This window comes from Streptomyces sp. NPDC052109 (assembly GCF_040680195.1).
GTDB lineage: Bacteria > Actinomycetota > Actinomycetes > Streptomycetales > Streptomycetaceae > Streptomyces.
The window spans coordinates 166,142-183,584 of the sequence record NZ_JBFAWF010000002.1; the positions used below are offsets into that span (position 1 = coordinate 166,142).

Consider the following 17,443-nt stretch of genomic DNA (forward strand, 5'->3'; position numbering starts at 1 on the left):
CCGCTGTGACGATCAGAGTCGTACGGGGCAACCCCACCCCGGAGGAGCTGGCCGCCGCCCTGGCGGTGGTCCGCGCCCGCGCCGCGGCGGCGGCAGCCCAGCCGCCCGGCGCGCAGGGCCCGAGGGACGCGTGGTCCGACCCGAGCAGAATCGCGTCCGCCCACCTCCCCAAGCCGGGCCCGGTGTCCTGGACCCGCACCTACTGGCCGAGCTAGGGGCGTCTCCCCGGTGGACCGCCACAGGGCGCCAATTGAGTACCGGTACTCAGGCGCCCTGGATCGGCCCGGCCCCACGCTGGGGGCATGCTGTGGTCGGACCCCGAGGACGAGCCGCCGGAAGAGCTGCGCGAAGCGCAGAACATGCTCCGGCGGCTCGGCTTCCTCATGGCCCTGGCCATGGTCCTGGCCATGCTGGTCATCGGCCTGAGGTGAGCCGAACAGGCGCCGCCGTGACTAACCTGACCGCATGACTGCCAAGCCACACCGCCGCCTGATCCTCGCCTCCCAGTCCCCCGCCCGCCTGGGCCTGCTGAGGCAGGCCGGCCTCTCACCGGAGGTGATCGTCAGCGGGGTCGACGAGGACGCCGTCACCGCGCCCACCCCGGCCGAGCTGGCGCTCGCCCTGGCCGAGGCGAAAGCCTCGGTCGTGGCGGCGAAGCCGGAGTCGCAGGGCGCCCTGGTGATCGGCTGCGACTCGGTGCTGGAGCTGGACGGGCAGGCCCTCGGCAAGCCCGCCGACGCCGAGGAGGCGACCGCCCGCTGGAAGGCGATGCGCGGGCGTGCCGGGACCCTCCAGACGGGGCACTGCGTCTGGGACACGGAGGCCAAGCGGTACGTCTCGGCGACCGCATCGACCGTCGTCCACTTCGGTGAGCCGAGCGACGAGGAGATCGCGGCGTACGTGGCCTCCGGCGAGCCCCTCTACGTCGCCGGGGCCTTCACCCTGGACGGCCGGTCGGCGCCGTTCATCGAGGGCATCGACGGCGACCACGGCAACGTGATCGGCATCAGCCTGCCCCTGGTGCGCAAGCTGCTGGCCGAACTGGGCGTCGGCATCACGGAGTTGTGGGCGCCGGCGGACTGACCCGGGCGGGCACGGCGTCCTGGGGCGGCTCCCCGCCCCCGTCCCGTGGCTCGGCCGTACGCGGGGCCGGCACGGCCGCCGTCGCATCCGGGGCCACGGCCGGGGCCGAGCCGGGCTCGGCCCCGGCCTCCGGGCCCCCGTCCTCCCCCGCCCCGCCGGAGGCGGCCGGTCGCGGACCGCCGTCACGGTCGTAGGTCATCAGGAGCAGGACGACGAGCCCGAGCACGACCACCATGAACAGGAACGCCGTCCAGCCGACCAGGCCCCAGGCGAAGGCGCCCAGCAGGCCGTGGACGACCGCCACGCTGATCAGCAGGACGCGGCCGAAGCCGGCGGGGGCGCGGTCGCGCATCGCGACCAGGAGGGCCACCAGCGCGCACAGCGCGAAGTAGAGGCCGAAGACGATGCCGCCGATCTTCGAGGACGTCGCCATCACGGACGGGTCGAGGCCGGCCAGGGACATGTCCTGGCGGTCGACGACCACGCCGAGGAACCAGTTCAGTGCCGCGATGAAGACCGCCTCCGCCAGAAGGACGATCGCCACCACCCATGCCACCGGTCTGCGCACCACCGGTCCCCACCCACTCTCAAGCCCGCGACTGTTACCCCAGGTACGTTCGAGTCGTCATGAACGCTACTAACGGGTAAACCCCGGGACAAGGGTTCGCGCGGCAGCAAAGAATCATTGGGCCATTCGTAGGGACTCGACAAAGAAACAGAGTGGGCCGCAGCACGCTCTCACAGAGACCTTGACCACATGGCCGGGCTAGGGTTTCCGGGAGGAGCCCTGCGTACCAAGGTGCGACAAGGCTTTTCGCGGGTCGAGCGAGCCTCGAATCACGCTCCGTGTGGGCAAGCTCACCATTGGGGACGGGTCGAAGTGTCGTGTCGGCAGTCCCTAAACTCGGCTTGTTTCAAGGAGGGAGCCTCAATCGTGCGCAAGGTGCTCATCGCCAACCGTGGCGAAATCGCTGTCCGCGTGGCCCGGGCCTGCCGGGACGCCGGGATCGCGAGCGTGGCCGTCTACGCCGACCCGGACCGGGACGCTCTGCATGTCCGCGCCGCGGATGAGGCGTTCGCCCTGGGCGGTGACACCCCGGCCACCAGCTATCTGGTCATCGACAAGATCCTGAACGCGGCGCGCGAGTCGGGGGCGGACGCGGTCCATCCGGGTTACGGCTTCCTCTCGGAGAACGCCGACTTCGCGCAGGCCGTGCTCGACGCCGGGCTGATCTGGATCGGGCCGCCCCCGCACGCCATCCGCGACCTGGGTGACAAGGTCGCCGCCCGGCACATCGCGCAGCGCGCCGGCGCCCCGCTGGTGGCCGGCACCCCGGACCCGGTGAGCGGTGCCGAGGAGGTCGTGGCCTTCGCCGAGGAGCACGGCCTGCCCATCGCGATCAAGGCCGCCTTCGGTGGCGGTGGCCGCGGCCTGAAGGTCGCCCGCACCCTCGAAGAGGTTCCCGAGCTGTACGACTCGGCGGTCCGCGAGGCGGTCGCCGCCTTCGGCCGCGGCGAGTGCTTCGTCGAGCGCTACCTGGACCGTCCGCGGCACGTGGAGACCCAGTGCCTGGCCGACAAGCACGGCAACGTGGTCGTCGTCTCCACCCGCGACTGCTCCCTGCAGCGCCGCCACCAGAAGCTGGTCGAGGAGGCGCCCGCGCCGTTCCTCTCCGACGAGCAGGTCGCCGAGCTGTACCGCGCCTCGAAGGCCATCCTGAAGGAGGCCGGCTACGAGGGCGCCGGCACCTGTGAGTTCCTGGTCGGCCAGGACGGCACGATCTCCTTCCTGGAGGTCAACACCCGCCTCCAGGTCGAGCACCCGGTGACCGAGGAGGTCGCCGGCATCGACCTCGTGCGCGAGATGTTCCGCATCGCCGACGGCGAGGAGCTGGGCTACGGCGACCCGGTGCTGCGCGGCCACTCCTTCGAGTTCCGCATCAACGGCGAGGACCCGGGCCGCAACTTCCTCCCCGCCCCGGGCACGGTGACGAGGTTCGACGCCCCGTCGGGCCCCGGTGTCCGGCTGGACGCGGGCGTGGAGTCCGGCTCGGTCATCGGCCCGGCGTGGGACTCCCTCCTCGCCAAGCTGATCGTGACGGGCCGTACCCGCAAGGAGGCCCTGGAGCGGGCCGCGCGCGCCCTGGACGAGTTCCAGGTCGAGGGCATGGCGACGGCGATCCCCTTCCACCGCGCGGTGGTCAGGGACCCGGCGTTCGCCCCCGAACTCACCGGCAGCGAGGACCCGTTCACGGTCCACACCCGCTGGATCGAGACCGAGTTCGTCAACGAGATCAAGCCGTTCGCCGCCCCCGCCGACCTCGAGGCGGAGGAGGACACGAGCCGCGAGACGGTCGTCGTCGAGGTCGGCGGCAAGCGCCTGGAGGTCTCCCTCCCGGCCTCCCTCGGCATGTCCCTGGCCCGCACAGGCCTCGCGGCCGGCGCCAAGCCGAAGCGCCGCGCGGCCAAGAAGTCCGGCCCCGTCGCCTCCGGCGACACCCTCGCCTCCCCGATGCAGGGCACGATCGTCAAGGTCGCCGTCGAGGAGGGCCAGGAGGTCAAGGAGGGCGACCTGGTCGTCGTCCTGGAGGCCATGAAGATGGAACAGCCCCTGAACGCCCACAAGACGGGCACCATCAAGGGCCTGAGCGCCGAGGTCGGCGCGTCCATCACCTCGGGCGCGGCTATCTGCGAGATCAAGGACTGACGGCACGCTTGCCTGTGACGCCCGGTGGACCGACCTCGGTCGGCGTGCCGGGCGTTCCGCTTGCAGCGAGGCGAGCCGCCACACCCTGGGGACGCCGGACTGCGTTCGACGTGCGGCTACCACCGCGGAGGCGTGAACAACCCACCGCGCCCCGCACCGCCCGACGACCCGCAGCCCTACGGCGGTCCGGCGCCCTCAGCGCCTGCGAAGGTCTGCGACGCGTCCACCCCGCTCAGCCCCCGTCGGGTGATCCCCCAGGACCCCCCGCAGCCCGCCTCCCGGGACGCCCCGCCTAGGCCCCGGCAGGGCAGCGCGCCGCGCCGGGGCCTGCTCACCCCCCGGAGGGTTGGCCGCCCCGGTCACGGCGATCTGCACCCCCTGGTCGGCAAGGGCCTGCAACTCCGTTGCGGCGCGGTCGTCGTGGGCGGGTGGCTCGTCGGTGACCAGACGGGTGATGAGGTCGGTCGGCACGGTCTGGAACATCGTGTCCGTGCCGAGCTTGGTGTGGTCGGCGAGGACCACGACCTCGGCGGCGGCCTGGACGAGCGCCCGGTCGACGGACGCCGAGAGCATGTTGGACGTGGACAGACCCCGCTCCGCCGTCAGGCCGCTCCCCGACAGGAACGCCTTCGACACGCGCAGCCCCTGCAGGGACTGCTCCGCGCCGGAGCCGACGAGGGCGTAGTTGGAGCCGCGCAGGGTGCCGCCCGTCATCACGACCTCCACCCGGTTGGCATGGGCCAACGCCTGGGCGACGAGCAGGGAGTTGGTGACCACCGTGAGGCCCGGTACCCGAGCGAGCCGGCGGGCCAGCTCCTGCGTGGTCGTACCGGCCCCGACCACGATGGCCTCGCCCTCTTCGACGAGGCCCGCCGCGAGGTCGGCGATGGCCGTCTTCTCGGCGGTCGCGAGATGGGACTTCTGCGGAAAGCCGGACTCTCGCGTGAACCCGCCCGGCAGTACCGCACCGCCATGCCGGCGGTCGAGGAGTCCTTCTGCCTCCAGTGCCCGCACGTCCCGCCGTACGGTCACTTCGGAGGTCTGGACGACGCGGGCGAGCTCACGGAGCGACACGGCACCGTTCGCTCGCACCATTTCGAGGATCAATTGGCGACGTTCAGCAGCGAACACGAAACTGACAGTAACCCCAGCGACCGTCTGGTTTCAGCAGTTTGCGCCGAATAACAGAAGTTGTTCGCATGGCAGGGCGGGAAGTGGTATAGGACCTACCCGCCCCGACTATGCCGCACGCACACGCGGCAACTCCCCGTGACCAGCGGGAAGTCGGCCCCGTCGTCAGACCTCCACGCCGGCCTTGCGGGTGTGCAGCTGCCGGGCCACCTCCGCGATCGACCCCGAAAGGGAGGGGTACACGGTGAACGCGTTCGCGATCTGTTCGACCGTCAGATTGTTGTCGACGGCGATCGAGATGGGGTGGATCAGTTCCGAGGCACGCGGCGCCACGACCACACCGCCGACCACGATGCCCGTGCCCGGCCGGCAGAAGATCTTGACGAAGCCGTCACGGATGCCCTGCATCTTGGCGCGCGGGTTGCGCAGCAACGGCAGCTTCACCACCCGGGCGTCGATCTTGCCCGCGTCCACGTCCGCCTGTGTGTAGCCGACCGTCGCGATCTCGGGGTCGGTGAAGACGTTCGAGGAGACCGTCTTCAGGTTCAGCGGGGCCACCGCGTCGCCGAGGAAGTGGTACATGGCGATACGTCCCTGCATGGCGGCGACGGACGCGAGGGCGAACACGCCGGTCACGTCACCGGCCGCGTAGACGCCGGGAGCGGTCGTCCTGGACACCTTGTCGGTCCAGATGTGACCCGAGTCGCGCAGCTTGACGCCGGCGTCCTCCAGACCGAGCCCCGCGCTGTTCGGGACGGCGCCGACGGCCATCAGGCAGTGGGTACCGCTGATGACCCGGCCGTCGGCCAGCGTCACCTCGACCCGGTCGCCGACGCGCTTGGCGGACTGCGCGCGGGAGCGGGCCATGACGTTCATGCCACGGCGCCGGAAGACGTCCTCCAGGACGGCGGCGGCGTCCGGGTCCTCACCCGGCAGCACGCGGTCGCGGGAGGAGACGAGGGTGACCTTGGATCCGAGCGCCTGGTAGGCGCCGGCGAACTCGGCACCGGTCACACCGGAGCCGACCACGATCAGCTCTTCCGGCAGCTCGGTGAGGTCGTAGACCTGGGTCCAGTTGAGGATGCGCTCGCCGTCGGGCTGGGCGTCGGGCAACTCGCGCGGGTGGCCACCGGTGGCGATGAGGACGGCGTCGGCGGTGAGGGTCTCCTCGGTGCCGTCGGCGGCGGTGACGACGACCTTCCGGGACCCGTCGAGGCCCTGCATGCCGTCCAGCCGGCCGCGGCCGCGCATGACCCGGGCGCCGGCGCGGGTGACGGAGGCGGTGATGTCGTGGGACTGCGCGAGGGCCAGCCGCTTCACACGGCGGTTGACCTTCCCCAGGTCCACCCCGACCACCCGGGCCGCCTGCTCCAGCGGCGGCGTGTCGTCGGCGACGATGATCCCCAGCTCTTCGTACGACGAGTCGAAGGTGGTCATCACCTCGGCCGTAGCGATGAGCGTCTTCGACGGCACGCAGTCGGTCAGCACCGACGCTCCGCCCAGACCGTCGCAGTCGACGACGGTCACCTCCGCACCGAGCTGTGCGGCCACCAGGGCCGCTTCGTATCCGCCGGGTCCGCCACCGATGATCACGATCCGAGTCACGTACTCCATTGTCCCGCACGCTTCAAGGTGCTACTGCCCGGGGGCGCACGGAAGCTCCGGCTGGGACACAAGTGACTCGCGTTCCCCCTGCCGTACCCTCTGTGCATGTCGCTCTATGCCGCCTACGCCGGCAACCTCGACGCGCGCCTGATGTCCTTCCGCGCTCCGCACTCCCCGCTGCGCGCCACGGGCTGGCTGAACGGCTGGCGGCTGACGTTCGGCGGCGAGCAGCTGGGCTGGGAGGGCGCGCTGGCGACGCTCGTCGAGGATCCGCTCGCCCAGGTCTTCGTGGGTCTGTACGACATCGCGCCCATGGACGAGGAGACCCTCGACCAGTGGGAGGGCGTGGGCATGGACATCTACCGCCGGACGCGTGTACGCGTGCACACCCTGGACGGCGAGGAGATGGCGTGGACGTACGTCCTCAACGCCTACGAGGGCGGCCTGCCCTCCGCGCGCTACCTGGGCGAGATCGCCGACGCGGCGGAGTCCGCCGGGGCTCCCCACGACTATGTGATGGAACTCCGCAAGCGCCCCTGTTGACCACAGGAGTCCCACAGGATCCGCAAGGTCCCCCTTGTCACGAGCCCGGGAAGCCGCTTCGTTGGAAACGACAAGACAACGATCGCAATCCCGTGAGCTCTGTCATCTACGCGCGTAGGCGAAGACGAGCTACCCTCGTCGGCGTGAACGCATCTCTTCTTCCGGACGACATCCAGGGCGACCCGTACGCCGCCGCCGACGCCGCCGCCGCGCGCCTGCGCACACTGACCGGCGCCGAGACCCACGACGTCGCCCTCGTGATGGGCTCCGGCTGGGCTCCGGCCGTCGACGCCCTGGGCGCACCCGACGCCGAGTTCCAGGTCACCGAGCTGCCCGGCTTCCCGCCGCCGGCCGTCGAGGGGCACGGCGGCAAGATCCGCTCGTACTCCTTCGGTGACAAGCGCGCCCTCGTCTTCCTGGGTCGCACCCACTACTACGAGGGCCGCGGAGTCGCCGCCGTCGCCCACGGCGTCCGCACCGCTGTCGCCGCCGGCTGCAAGACCATCGTGCTGACCAACGGCTGCGGCGGTCTGCGCGAGGGCATGCGCCCCGGCCAGCCGGTCCTCATCAGCGACCACATCAACCTGACGGCGACCTCCCCGATCGTCGGCGCCAACTTCGTCGACCTCACCGACCTCTACTCCCCCCGCCTGCGCGCCCTGTGCAAGGAGATCGACCCCACCCTGGAGGAGGGCGTCTACGCGCAGTTCCCCGGCCCGCACTACGAGACCCCGGCCGAGATCCGCATGGCCCGCGTCATCGGAGCGGACCTGGTCGGCATGTCCACGGTCCTGGAGGCCATCGCCGCACGCGAGGCGGGCGCCGAGGTCCTGGGTATCTCCCTGGTCACCAACCTGGCCGCCGGCATGACCGGCGAGCCCCTCAACCACGAGGAGGTCCTCCAGGCGGGCCGCGACTCCGCCGCCCGGATGGGGGAGCTGCTGGGCCAGGTGCTGGGCAAGCTGTAGGACACGCGCCGTACCGCCGGGCTCGCGCTGGGCGGCGGCAGCGGCGGCGGGCCCCGGGCTCTCGCCGGGCCTGCGGCGGGGCCCTCGAACTCGCGGCCCGCGGCGGGAGCAGCCGGACCCTGGGGGCTCTCGCCGGGCCGGCGGCGGGTTCGGGGACTCGCCGGCTGGGTGGCGGCGCGAGCGGGCCGTGGGAGCGGTGGGGCGATGCCGCTCGTTCACATTCCGGCCGACCGAGTGGGTGGGCGGTTGGGAAACGGGGGTCTGGGGGCGGAGCCTCCAGCGAAGACTAGGAGAGGTTGATCCCAAGGTGCACGACGATCTGACGGCCAAGGCCCACGCATGGCTCGCCGAGGACCCCGACCAGGACACCCGCGCCGAACTCGCCAAGCTGATCGAGGCCGGTGACATCGACGAACTGGCGGCCCGCTTCAGCGGCACGCTCCAGTTCGGCACCGCCGGCCTGCGCGGCGAACTCGGCGCCGGCCCGATGCGCATGAACCGCAGCGTCGTCATCAGGGCGGCCGCCGGCCTCGCCGCGTACCTGAAGAAGAACGGCCGGACCGGTGGCCTCGTCGTCGTCGGCTACGACGCCCGCCACAAGTCCGCCGACTTCGCCCGCGACACCGCCGCCGTGATGACCGGCGCCGGCCTGCGCGCCGCCGTACTCCCCCGCCCGCTGCCCACCCCGGTCCTGGCGTACGCCGTACGGCACCTCGGCGCGGTCGCGGGCGTGGAGGTCACCGCCAGCCACAACCCGCCCCGGGACAACGGCTACAAGGTCTACCTCGGCGACGGCTCCCAGATCGTGCCGCCCGCCGACGCGGAGATCGCCGCCGAGATCGACGCGATCGCCTCCCTGAACGACGTGCCCCGCCCGGAGTCCGGCTGGGAGACCCTCGACGAGTCGGTCCTGGACGCGTACCTGGCCCGTACGGACGCCGTCCTGGCCGCCGGCTCCCCCCGCACCGCCCGCACCGTCTACACGGCGATGCACGGCGTCGGCAAGGACGTCCTGCTCGCGGCCTTCGCCCGGGCCGGCTTCCCCGAGCCGGTGCTGGTCGCCGAGCAGGCCGACCCGGACCCGGACTTCCCGACGGTCGCCTTCCCGAACCCGGAGGAGCCGGGCGCGATGGACCTGGCGTTCGCCCGGGCCCGTACGACCGACCCGGACCTGGTCATCGCCAACGACCCCGACGCCGACCGCTGCGCCGTGGCCGTGAAGGACGGCGCCGACTGGCGGATGCTGCGCGGCGACGAGGTCGGCGCCCTGCTCGCCGCCCACCTGGTCCGGCGCGGCGCGACCGGCGTGTTCGCCGAGTCGATCGTCTCCTCCTCCCTCCTCGGCCGGATCGCCGAGAAGGCGGGGCTGCCGTACGAGGAGACGCTGACCGGCTTCAAGTGGATCGCCCGGGTCGACGGCCTGCGCTACGGCTACGAGGAGGCCCTCGGCTACTGCGTGGACCCCGAGGGCGTGCGCGACAAGGACGGCATCACCGCCGCGCTCCTGATCACCGAGCTGGCGTCCGTGCTGAAGGAGGAGGGCCGCACCCTCCTCGACCTGCTCGACGACCTCGCCGTGGAGCACGGTCTGCACGCCACCGACCAGCTGTCGGTCCGCGTCCAGGACCTGTCCGTCATCGCCGACGCGATGCGCCGCCTGCGTGAGCAGCCGCCGACGGAGCTGGCCGGCCTGCCCATCGTCCGCGCCGAGGACCTCACCCGGGGCACGGACAAGCTGCCGCCCACGGACGGCCTGCGCTACACCCTCGACGGCGCCCGCGTGATCGTCCGCCCGAGCGGCACCGAGCCGAAGCTGAAGTGCTACCTGGAGGTCGTGGTGCCGGTCGGCACCCACGCCGGCCTCCCGGCCGCGCACGCCAGCGCGAGCCGGCTCCTGGCCGCCGTCAAGCGGGACCTGTCGGCGTCCGCCGGCATCTGACCCGTACCCGCACCGAAGGGGTGCCCCGGCCCGGGGCACCCCTTTTCCGTCCGCCGGGCGGGACCTTCGCCGCGTCACGGGGCGGGCCGGTCGGCGGTTCCGTTCCCCCTGCGACGACCAGCAGTTGCGTTCCACCGCCCCGGGGCCGTCCCGCCCGTCTCGCCGCTCGCCGCCCCGCACTCCGCGGAACAGCCCCCCGGCCCGTCACCGCCGAACGGGAAGCCTCACCCCGTGGCCAGCAGGATGGCGAACAGCACCGCGCCCGCCAGTGTGGGCGCGATCACCTCGTACGCCCAGCGCACCGTGACCTCGCCCTGCGCCGACTCCGCCTCGCCCTGCCGCTCCAGCAGTTCCCGCAGGTCGTCCATGACCTGGTCGGTCTCCGCGCGGGTCGGCCCGGACGGGACGCCGGCGCCGCCGGTGCTTCCGAAGCCGCCCATACCGCCGAAGCCGAAGCCGCGGCGCGTCGGCTCCCCGCCGCGCGCCGCGTCCGCCGCCGCCCGCGACTTGCGCATCTCGGCCTTCTTGCGGGCCCGCAGCGAGACGGGAACCGCCCACAGCTGGTACTTCCGGCCGGACTTCGCCACGGCCTCGTTGGAGTAGCCGGAACGCAGCGAGGCGACCTCGCCCCACGGAAGGCTGATCACCCGGAACGGGTTGCGGATCCGCATCCGGTCCTCGCCCGCGAACACGGCCGGGCGCAGCGTGAAGGCGATCACCAGCGGCACGATCAGGATCATCCCGGCGAGCGCCAGCCACGGCGCGCGGCCGTGGCCCCGGAACAGCGCGTCGAAGCCGAGCCAGCCGACGACGAGCAGCAGGAATACGCCGCCCGCGAGCGCCATGGGCGAGCGGTAGATCCGGTCCTTGGTGGTGGGGACCGGGGGCTGTGACGCGGGTGACTGGTGGTCGGGGGTGGTCATGGGCCAAGTCTGCACGACACTGGTGGCCGTGCCGCCACGCGCCTCGGAACCGGCGCTCAGCTGTGATCTCGGAGGACAGACGAGCATCGGGGCTGTACAGCTGCTACGCGCGTAGATATGCTCGTCTGGTGACCATGCCCACTACCGCACCCACAGCTCACGCTCTCTCGGATGTCACCGCGTCCGACAGCACGCTGCGCCGCTTCCTGCACGGGCTGCCCGGCGTCGACGCGGTCGGCCTGGAGGCGCGCGCCGCGTCTCTGGGCACCCGTTCCATCAAGACCACCGCGAAGGCGTACGCCATCGACCTCGCCATCTCGATGGTCGACCTGACGACGCTGGAAGGCGCGGACACCCCGGGCAAGGTCCGGGCGCTCGGCGCCAAGGCGGTCCACCCCGACCCCACGGACCGTACGACCCCGACCACGGCCGCGGTCTGCGTCTACCCCGACATGGTGGCCGTCGCCAAGGAGGCCGTCGCCGGTTCCGGCGTCAAGGTCGCCTCGGTCGCCACCGCCTTCCCGGCAGGGCGTGCCGCCCTCGACGTGAAGCTGGCCGACGTCCGCGAGGCCGTCGCCGCGGGCGCCGACGAGATCGACATGGTCATCGACCGGGGCGCGTTCCTCGCCGGCAAGTACCTGAAGGTGTACGACGAGATCGTCGCCGTGAAGGAGGCCTGCGGGGACAGCGCCCGGCTGAAGGTCATCTTCGAGACCGGCGAGCTGTCGACGTACGACAACATCCGCCGCGCCTCCTGGCTCGGCATGCTGGCCGGCGCCGACTTCATCAAGACCTCCACCGGCAAGGTCGCCGTCAACGCGACCCCCGCCAACACCCTGCTGATGCTGGAGGCCGTACGGGACTTCCGTACCACCACCGGCGTCCAGGTCGGCGTGAAGCCGGCCGGCGGCATCCGCACCTCGAAGGACGCCATCAAGTTCCTGGTCCTGGTCAACGAGACCGCGGGCGAGGACTGGCTGGACAACCACTGGTTCCGCTTCGGCGCCTCCTCGCTCCTGAACGACCTGCTGATGCAGCGTCAGAAGCTGGCCACCGGCCGCTACTCCGGCCCCGACTACGTGACGGTGGACTGATCACCATGGCATCCGCATTCGAGTACGCACCCGCGCCCGAGTCCCGCTCGGTCGTCGACATCGCGCCCTCCTACGGCCTGTTCATCGACGGCGAGTTCGCCGAGGCGGCCGACGGCAAGGTCTTCAAGACGGTCAGCCCGTCGACGGAGGAGGTCCTCTCCGAGGTCGCCCAGGCCGGTGCCGAGGACGTCGACCGGGCCGTCAGGGCCGCCCGCAAGGCCTTCGAGAAGTGGTCGGCGCTGCCGGGCTCCGAGCGCGCCAAGTACCTGTTCCGCATCGCCCGGATCATCCAGGAGCGCAGCCGTGAGCTGGCCGTCCTGGAGACGCTGGACAACGGTAAGCCGATCAGGGAGACCCGCGACGCGGACCTCCCGCTGGTCGCCGCGCACTTCTTCTACTACGCGGGCTGGGCCGACAAGCTCGACCACGCCGGCTTCGGCGCGAACCCGCGTCCGCTGGGCGTGGCGGGCCAGGTCATCCCCTGGAACTTCCCCCTGCTGATGCTGGCCTGGAAGATCGCCCCGGCGCTCGCGACCGGCAACACGGTGGTGCTCAAGCCCGCCGAGACGACCCCGCTGTCGGCCCTGTTCTTCGCGGACATCTGCCGCCAGGCGGGTCTGCCCAAGGGTGTCGTCAACGTCCTCCCGGGCTACGGCGACGCGGGTGCCGCGCTGGTCGCGCACCCGGATGTCGACAAGGTCGCCTTCACCGGCTCCACGGCGGTCGGCAAGGAGATCGCCCGCACGGTCGCGGGCACGAGGAAGAAGCTCACCCTGGAGCTGGGCGGCAAGGGCGCCAACATCGTCTTCGACGACGCCCCGATCGACCAGGCCGTCGAGGGCATCGTGACCGGCATCTTCTTCAACCAGGGCCAGGTCTGCTGCGCGGGCAGCCGCCTCCTGGTCCAGGAGTCGATCCAGGACGAGCTGCTGGACTCCCTCAAGCGCCGTCTGTCCACGCTGCGCCTCGGCGACCCGCTGGACAAGAACACCGACATCGGCGCGATCAACTCCGCCGAGCAGCTGGCCCGGATCACCGCGCTCGCCGAGCGGGGCGAGGCGGAGGGCGCCGAGCGCTGGTCCCCGGCCTGCGAACTTCCCGCATCCGGATACTGGTTCGCCCCGACGCTCTTCACGAACGTCACCCAGGCGCACACCATCGCCCGCGACGAGATCTTCGGCCCGGTGCTGTCCGTCCTCACCTTCCGCACCCCGGACGAGGCGGTCGCCAAGGCGAACAACACGCAGTACGGCCTGTCGGCGGGCATCTGGACCGAGAAGGGCTCCCGCATCCTGGCCGTCGCGAACAAGCTGCGCGCCGGTGTCGTCTGGTCCAACACGTTCAACAAGTTCGACCCGACCTCGCCGTTCGGCGGCTACAAGGAGTCGGGCTTCGGCCGCGAGGGCGGCCGCCACGGCCTGGAGGCGTACCTCGATGTCTGACCGACTCAGTGTGTTCAAGACCTACAAGCTGTACGTCGGCGGGAAGTTCCCGCGTTCCGAGAGCGGCCGGGTGTACGAGGTGACGGACTCGAAGGGCAACTGGCTGGCCAACGCTCCGCAGTCCTCCCGCAAGGACGCGCGTGACGCGGTCGTGGCCGCGCGCAAGGCGTTCGGTGGCTGGTCCGGCACGACGGCCTACAACCGCGGCCAGGTCCTCTACCGCGTCGCGGAGATGCTGGAGGGCCGGCGCGAGCAGTTCGTGCGCGAGGTGGCCGACGCGGAGGGCCTGTCCAAGTCGAAGGCGGCGGGCGTCGTCGACGCGACCATCGACCGCTGGGTCTGGTACGCGGGCTGGACCGACAAGATCGCCCAGGTGATCGGCGGCGCGAACCCCGTGGCGGGGCCGTTCTTCAACCTCTCCTCGCCGGAGCCGACGGGTGTGGTGGCCGTCGTGGCCCCGCAGGAGTCGTCGTTCCTGGGCCTGGTCTCGGTGCTCGCCCCCGTGATCGCCACCGGCAACACGGCGGTCCTGATCGCCTCCGAGAAGGCCCCGCTGCCGGCCCTGTCCCTGGGCGAGGTGCTGGCCACCTCCGACGTGCCCGGTGGCGTGGTCAACGTCCTGTCCGGCCGCACGGCGGAGCTCGCAGCGCCGCTGGCCGCGCACCAGGACGTCAACGCGATCGACCTCGCGGGCGCGGACGAGGTGCTCGCGAAGGAGCTGGAGATCGCGGCGGCCGACAATCTGAAGCGCGTGCTGCGTCCACAGGCTGTGGACTACTTCGAGACGCCGGGGATCGACCGGATGACGGCGTTCCTGGAGACGAAGACGGTGTGGCATCCGACGGGGTCGTTGGGCGCGTCGGGGTCGTCCTACTGACGGGAGGGCGCGGGGAACTGCCGCGGTCCGCCGGCCGCGGGTCGTGGCCGGCCGGCCGCGCCCACGCGGCGGAGCCGCACGTCGAGCACTGCCCCGCGCCCCTCGCAAGGGCGTTTCAGCGGCCCACTGCTCCAAGGGCTTGCCCCACCACCGGTACCGCCCCGACCGTGGGGGCCTCGGCCACCGGCCCCGTCAGCATCTGGGAGCCGACCGGCCTGAAGTCGGCCACCTGCGTGCCGACGCCGTTGTCCAAGGGGTCCACCCCCGTCCCCGCCAGCGGGTTGGGCTTGAGGCCGGCGACGGGGCCGGTGACGTAGCCGACGGTTCCCGTCAGGGCCGCCAGGCCCGCCTGCGGGTCGATCTTGCCGACCGAGGTCGGCCGCCACGGCACCTCCACGATCGGGGCGGCGGTGTCCGCGTGTGCCGTCGCCGCACCCGCGCCCAGGGCCGCTCCGGCGGTCGCGAGGGCGATGAGGGCGCGCTGCGCGGCGGGATGCTGAGGGGAGGTCTGTCGGGCCATCGCTGATGCCACCTATCTGGTGCGCAGGGTAATGATGTCGGCACACAGGGTAGTTGAGGCGGGAGTCACGCTCAAAAGCCGACCCGCGGGGTCGGCAGGCGGCTCGCCATACGTCAAACTGGTGTTCCGTGAGCATTCATCCCCCGTCCCCCGCCCGTGTCGTGCTGCTGTGCGGCCCCTCGGGCTCGGGCAAGTCCCTCGTCGCCGCCCGTTCCGGGCTTCCCGTCCTGCGTCTGGACGACTTCTACAAGGAGGGTGACGACCCGACTCTGCCGCTCGTGGAGGGGAGTGCGGACATCGACTGGGACCACCCGGAGTCGTGGGACGCGGAGGTCGCGGTCGAGGCCATCGCCCGCCTGTGCGCGACGGGTTCGACACCGGTGCCGGTGTACGACATCGCGCTGAGCGCCCGCACCGGCGAGGAGACGCTGTGCATCGGCCGGACCCCGCTGTTCCTCGCGGAGGGCATCTTCGCCGCGGAGATCGTCGAGCGCTGCCGGGAACGGGGTCTGCTCGCGGACGCGCTGTGCCTGAGCCGCGGCCCGGTCACCACCTTCCGCCGGCGGTTCCTGCGGGACCTGAAGGAGGGCCGCAAGTCGGTGCCGTTCCTGCTGCGCCGCGGCTGGCGGCTGATGCGCGCGGAGCGGTCGATCGTCGCCCGTCAGGTGTCGCTCGGTGCGCATCCGTGCGACCGCGACGAGGCGTTGGGGCGGCTCGCGGCAGCGGCGGCGGGGCGGCAGCCGCGCCGGCAGACGGTGACGCAGGAGTCGTAGGCACACGGGAAACGGGACCGGAGGTCCCCCGACTCTCCGGTCCCGCTCCTGTTGCTCCCCCGTCGTCCTCCCCCGTTCCCCCGTTCCCCTCCCTCGTCCGTCCCCCGTGGACCCACCCCCGGGTGGCCCCCGTTTCCCCCCGCGGGTCACCCCCCGGTGACCCCTGGCCTTCAGGCGACGAGCTCGCCGAAGGCGTCCTCCTCGTCACGGCCGAAGCTGAGGACCTCGTCCTCGCGCAGCCGACGGAGCGACCGCCAGATGCTGGACTTCACCGTGCCGACACTGATGCCGAGGATCTCCGCGATCTCCGGGTCCGTGCGGCCCTCGTAGTAGCGCAGGACCAGCATGGTGCGCTGGAGCTCGGGCAGCCGGGCCAGCGCCTGCCACAGGACCGCGCGCAGTTCGGTGCCGCGCATCGCGTCCGTGTCGGAGGGCGTCTCCGGCAGTTCCTCGGTCGGGTACTCGTTGAGCTTGCGGCGCCGCCAGGCACTGATGTGCAGGTTGGTCATGGTGCGGCGGAGGTATCCGCCGACCGCGGCCTTGTCGCTGATCCGGTCCCACGCCTTGTACGTCGAGAACAGCGCGCTCTGCAGCAGGTCCTCGGCCTCGAAGCGGTCGCCGGTCAGGTGGTAGGCGGTGGCGTACAGGGAGGCGCGGCGCTCCTGGACGTAGGCGGTGAACTCCGCCTCCGTCAGGGAACGGCGCTGCTCCCCCGGGTCCTCCCTGTACGCGGCTCCCCCGTGAGCCCCGGTGTTCTCCCCCGTGCGTGCGTCAACCACCGTCATGTACGCGGTGTGCTGACGCCCGGTGCCGCGAGCGCACCCCCGCCCGCTCACGGCACCGGACCTGTCGGAACCACGGTGCACGTCGTGCAGGCGCGTGACTACGGCGCTGGTGCTGATGCTGTGCAGCGTGTTCATCTCGCGCTCCCCGTCGTGGACTTCCGGTGGTTCGGTCTTGCCGGGCCGGCCTTCGCTCCCCGTCCGGCCCGTGACCAAAAGACTGCCGGGGCCACTTCATGGCCGTGTCCGCCGACTGTCACAGACCTGTCACAGGGGTCCGGCCCGGGCGCGTCACAGGAGGTGCACAGACGGTGGCGGTAGGGAAGGCCTGGTGCGCGCAGGTCGTACGACACCCGGTCCATGGGCCAGAATGAGCCCGTGCCTTCCCTGTTGCTGATCGAGGACGACGACGCCATCCGTACGGCCCTGGAGCTCTCCCTGACGCGCCAGGGACACCGGGTGGCGACCGCTGCCAGCGGTGAGGACGGTCTGAAGCTGCTGCGCGAACAGCGGCCCGACCTGATCGTGCTGGACGTGATGCTGCCCGGCATCGACGGCTTCGAGGTGTGCCGCCGTATCCGGCGCACCGACCAGCTGCCGATCATCCTGCTGACCGCGCGCAGCGACGACATCGACGTGGTGGTCGGGCTGGAGTCCGGCGCCGACGACTATGTCGTCAAGCCCGTGCAGGGCCGGGTGCTGGACGCCCGGATCCGGGCCGTGCTGCGGCGCGGGGAGCGCGAGTCCAGCGACTCGGCGACCTTCGGCAACCTCGTCATCGACCGGTCGGCGATGACCGTGACGAAGAACGGCGAGGACCTGCAGCTGACCCCGACCGAGCTCAGACTGCTGCTGGAGCTGAGCCGGCGGCCCGGTCAGGCGCTGTCGCGGCAGCAGCTGCTGCGGCTGGTGTGGGAGCACGACTATCTCGGGGACTCGCGCCTGGTGGACGCGTGTGTGCAGCGGCTGCGCGCCAAGGTCGAGGACGTGCCGTCGTCGCCGACCCTGATCCGTACCGTCCGTGGTGTCGGCTACCGCCTGGACGTCCCTCAGTGA

18 protein-coding genes are annotated in these 17,443 nt (G+C 71.8%); 12 read left to right on the plus strand and 6 right to left on the minus strand.

Features of this window, described 5'->3' with window-relative positions; all coding sequences use genetic code 11:
• The first annotated feature begins 5 nt into the window (after nucleotides 1–5).
• The 3 genes from AB0L59_RS06265 (at nucleotide 6) to AB0L59_RS06275 (ending at nucleotide 1,083) form a co-directional block, all read left to right on the plus strand.
• Nucleotides 6–215, plus strand: a complete 210-nt coding sequence (locus AB0L59_RS06265; RefSeq protein ID WP_365579869.1) for an acyl-CoA carboxylase epsilon subunit — start codon at nucleotides 6–8, stop codon at nucleotides 213–215.
• A gap of 87 nt (nucleotides 216–302) precedes the next feature.
• Nucleotides 303–431: a hypothetical protein gene (locus AB0L59_RS06270; protein WP_365579871.1), complete on the plus strand. Its 129-nt coding sequence runs from the start codon at nucleotides 303–305 to the stop codon at nucleotides 429–431.
• 34 nt (nucleotides 432–465) lie between these two features.
• Nucleotides 466–1,083, plus strand: a complete 618-nt coding sequence (locus AB0L59_RS06275) for a nucleoside triphosphate pyrophosphatase (protein WP_365579874.1) — start codon at nucleotides 466–468, stop codon at nucleotides 1,081–1,083.
• Here AB0L59_RS06275 and AB0L59_RS06280 read toward each other — a convergent pair.
• Entirely contained in the window at nucleotides 1,055–1,654 is a 600-nt protein-coding gene (locus tag AB0L59_RS06280) for a hypothetical protein (RefSeq protein WP_365579876.1), read from the minus strand. The genes AB0L59_RS06275 and AB0L59_RS06280 overlap by 29 nt on opposite strands.
• Nucleotides 1,655–2,017: 363 nt before the next feature.
• Between AB0L59_RS06280 and AB0L59_RS06285 the strand changes: the two genes are divergently transcribed.
• Nucleotides 2,018–3,790 (plus strand): biotin carboxylase N-terminal domain-containing protein, encoded by a 1,773-nt coding sequence (locus AB0L59_RS06285; protein WP_365579879.1) that lies wholly within the window; start codon nucleotides 2,018–2,020, stop codon nucleotides 3,788–3,790.
• 195 nt (nucleotides 3,791–3,985) lie between these two features.
• Here AB0L59_RS06285 and AB0L59_RS06290 read toward each other — a convergent pair whose 3' ends face one another.
• Entirely contained in the window at nucleotides 3,986–4,921 is a 936-nt protein-coding gene (locus tag AB0L59_RS06290) for a DeoR/GlpR family DNA-binding transcription regulator (protein ID WP_365579882.1), read from the minus strand.
• Nucleotides 4,922–5,086: 165 nt separating this feature from the next.
• On the minus strand, nucleotides 5,087–6,535 hold the full coding sequence (locus tag AB0L59_RS06295) for an NAD(P)H-quinone dehydrogenase (RefSeq protein ID WP_365579885.1): 1,449 nt from the start codon (nucleotides 6,533–6,535) through the stop codon (nucleotides 5,087–5,089).
• Nucleotides 6,536–6,631: 96 nt separating this feature from the next.
• Here AB0L59_RS06295 and AB0L59_RS06300 point away from each other — a divergent pair, with 96 nt between their 5' ends.
• From AB0L59_RS06300 to AB0L59_RS06310, 3 genes are all read left to right on the plus strand, one after another.
• Nucleotides 6,632–7,069 carry a gamma-glutamylcyclotransferase gene (locus AB0L59_RS06300; RefSeq protein ID WP_365579887.1) on the plus strand — a complete coding sequence of 146 codons (438 nt, stop codon included), beginning with the start codon at nucleotides 6,632–6,634 and terminating at the stop codon, nucleotides 7,067–7,069.
• A 143-nt stretch (nucleotides 7,070–7,212) separates the two neighbouring features.
• Nucleotides 7,213–8,037, plus strand: a complete 825-nt coding sequence (locus AB0L59_RS06305) for a purine-nucleoside phosphorylase (RefSeq protein WP_365579889.1) — start codon at nucleotides 7,213–7,215, stop codon at nucleotides 8,035–8,037.
• Nucleotides 8,038–8,344: 307 nt separating this feature from the next.
• The gene (locus AB0L59_RS06310; protein ID WP_365579892.1) at nucleotides 8,345–9,976 is read left to right on the plus strand and encodes a phospho-sugar mutase; all 1,632 of its coding nucleotides are present in this window, start codon (nucleotides 8,345–8,347) and stop codon (nucleotides 9,974–9,976) included.
• A gap of 224 nt (nucleotides 9,977–10,200) precedes the next feature.
• On the opposite strand, the gene AB0L59_RS06315 is transcribed toward AB0L59_RS06310, so the two are convergent.
• Nucleotides 10,201–10,899, minus strand: coding sequence for a PH domain-containing protein (locus tag AB0L59_RS06315; protein WP_365579894.1), 699 nt, complete (start codon nucleotides 10,897–10,899; stop codon nucleotides 10,201–10,203).
• A 134-nt stretch (nucleotides 10,900–11,033) separates the two neighbouring features.
• Between AB0L59_RS06315 and deoC the strand changes: the two genes are divergently transcribed.
• The 3 genes from deoC to AB0L59_RS06330 are packed head-to-tail and all read left to right on the plus strand — an operon-like array spanning nucleotide 11,034 to nucleotide 14,312.
• On the plus strand, nucleotides 11,034–11,993 hold the full coding sequence (gene deoC, locus AB0L59_RS06320) for a deoxyribose-phosphate aldolase (RefSeq protein ID WP_365580940.1): 960 nt from the start codon (nucleotides 11,034–11,036) through the stop codon (nucleotides 11,991–11,993).
• A gap of 5 nt (nucleotides 11,994–11,998) precedes the next feature.
• The gene (locus AB0L59_RS06325; protein WP_365579897.1) at nucleotides 11,999–13,435 is read left to right on the plus strand and encodes an aldehyde dehydrogenase family protein; all 1,437 of its coding nucleotides are present in this window, start codon (nucleotides 11,999–12,001) and stop codon (nucleotides 13,433–13,435) included.
• Nucleotides 13,428–14,312: an aldehyde dehydrogenase family protein gene (locus tag AB0L59_RS06330; protein ID WP_365579899.1), complete on the plus strand. Its 885-nt coding sequence runs from the start codon at nucleotides 13,428–13,430 to the stop codon at nucleotides 14,310–14,312. Before AB0L59_RS06325 ends, AB0L59_RS06330 begins: the two co-directional genes overlap by 8 nt.
• A 115-nt stretch (nucleotides 14,313–14,427) precedes the next feature.
• Here the strand turns inward: AB0L59_RS06330 and AB0L59_RS06335 are convergent, their stop codons facing one another.
• A complete protein-coding gene (locus tag AB0L59_RS06335; RefSeq protein ID WP_365579902.1) occupies nucleotides 14,428–14,832 on the minus strand; it encodes a hypothetical protein in 405 nt (134 codons plus the stop codon).
• Nucleotides 14,833–14,993: 161 nt separating this feature from the next.
• Between AB0L59_RS06335 and AB0L59_RS06340 the strand changes: the two genes are divergently transcribed.
• Entirely contained in the window at nucleotides 14,994–15,605 is a 612-nt protein-coding gene (locus tag AB0L59_RS06340) for a uridine kinase (RefSeq protein ID WP_365580942.1), read from the plus strand.
• A 170-nt stretch (nucleotides 15,606–15,775) separates the two neighbouring features.
• Here the strand turns inward: AB0L59_RS06340 and AB0L59_RS06345 are convergent, their stop codons facing one another.
• On the minus strand, nucleotides 15,776–16,525 hold the full coding sequence (locus tag AB0L59_RS06345) for a SigE family RNA polymerase sigma factor (RefSeq protein ID WP_365579905.1): 750 nt from the start codon (nucleotides 16,523–16,525) through the stop codon (nucleotides 15,776–15,778).
• A 240-nt stretch (nucleotides 16,526–16,765) separates the two neighbouring features.
• Between AB0L59_RS06345 and afsQ1 the strand changes: the two genes are divergently transcribed.
• Complete coding sequence (gene afsQ1, locus AB0L59_RS06350) at nucleotides 16,766–17,443, plus strand: two-component system response regulator AfsQ1 (RefSeq protein ID WP_365579907.1); 678 nt, start codon at nucleotides 16,766–16,768, stop codon at nucleotides 17,441–17,443.

Coding starts and splice junctions, on each gene's coding strand:
- AB0L59_RS06270 (WP_365579871.1), top strand. CDS start 303: ATGCTGTGGTCGGACCCCGAGGACGAGCCGCCGGAAGAGCTGCGCGAA.
- AB0L59_RS06275 (WP_365579874.1), top strand. CDS start 466: ATGACTGCCAAGCCACACCGCCGCCTGATCCTCGCCTCCCAGTCCCCC.
- AB0L59_RS06295 (WP_365579885.1), bottom strand. CDS start 6,535: ATGGAGTACGTGACTCGGATCGTGATCATCGGTGGCGGACCCGGCGGA.
- AB0L59_RS06300 (WP_365579887.1), top strand. CDS start 6,632: ATGTCGCTCTATGCCGCCTACGCCGGCAACCTCGACGCGCGCCTGATG.
- AB0L59_RS06315 (WP_365579894.1), bottom strand. CDS start 10,899: ATGACCACCCCCGACCACCAGTCACCCGCGTCACAGCCCCCGGTCCCC.
- deoC (WP_365580940.1), top strand. CDS start 11,034: ATGCCCACTACCGCACCCACAGCTCACGCTCTCTCGGATGTCACCGCG.
- AB0L59_RS06325 (WP_365579897.1), top strand. CDS start 11,999: ATGGCATCCGCATTCGAGTACGCACCCGCGCCCGAGTCCCGCTCGGTC.
- AB0L59_RS06330 (WP_365579899.1), top strand. CDS start 13,428: ATGTCTGACCGACTCAGTGTGTTCAAGACCTACAAGCTGTACGTCGGC.
- AB0L59_RS06335 (WP_365579902.1), bottom strand. CDS start 14,832: ATGGCCCGACAGACCTCCCCTCAGCATCCCGCCGCGCAGCGCGCCCTC.
- AB0L59_RS06345 (WP_365579905.1), bottom strand. CDS start 16,525: ATGAACACGCTGCACAGCATCAGCACCAGCGCCGTAGTCACGCGCCTG.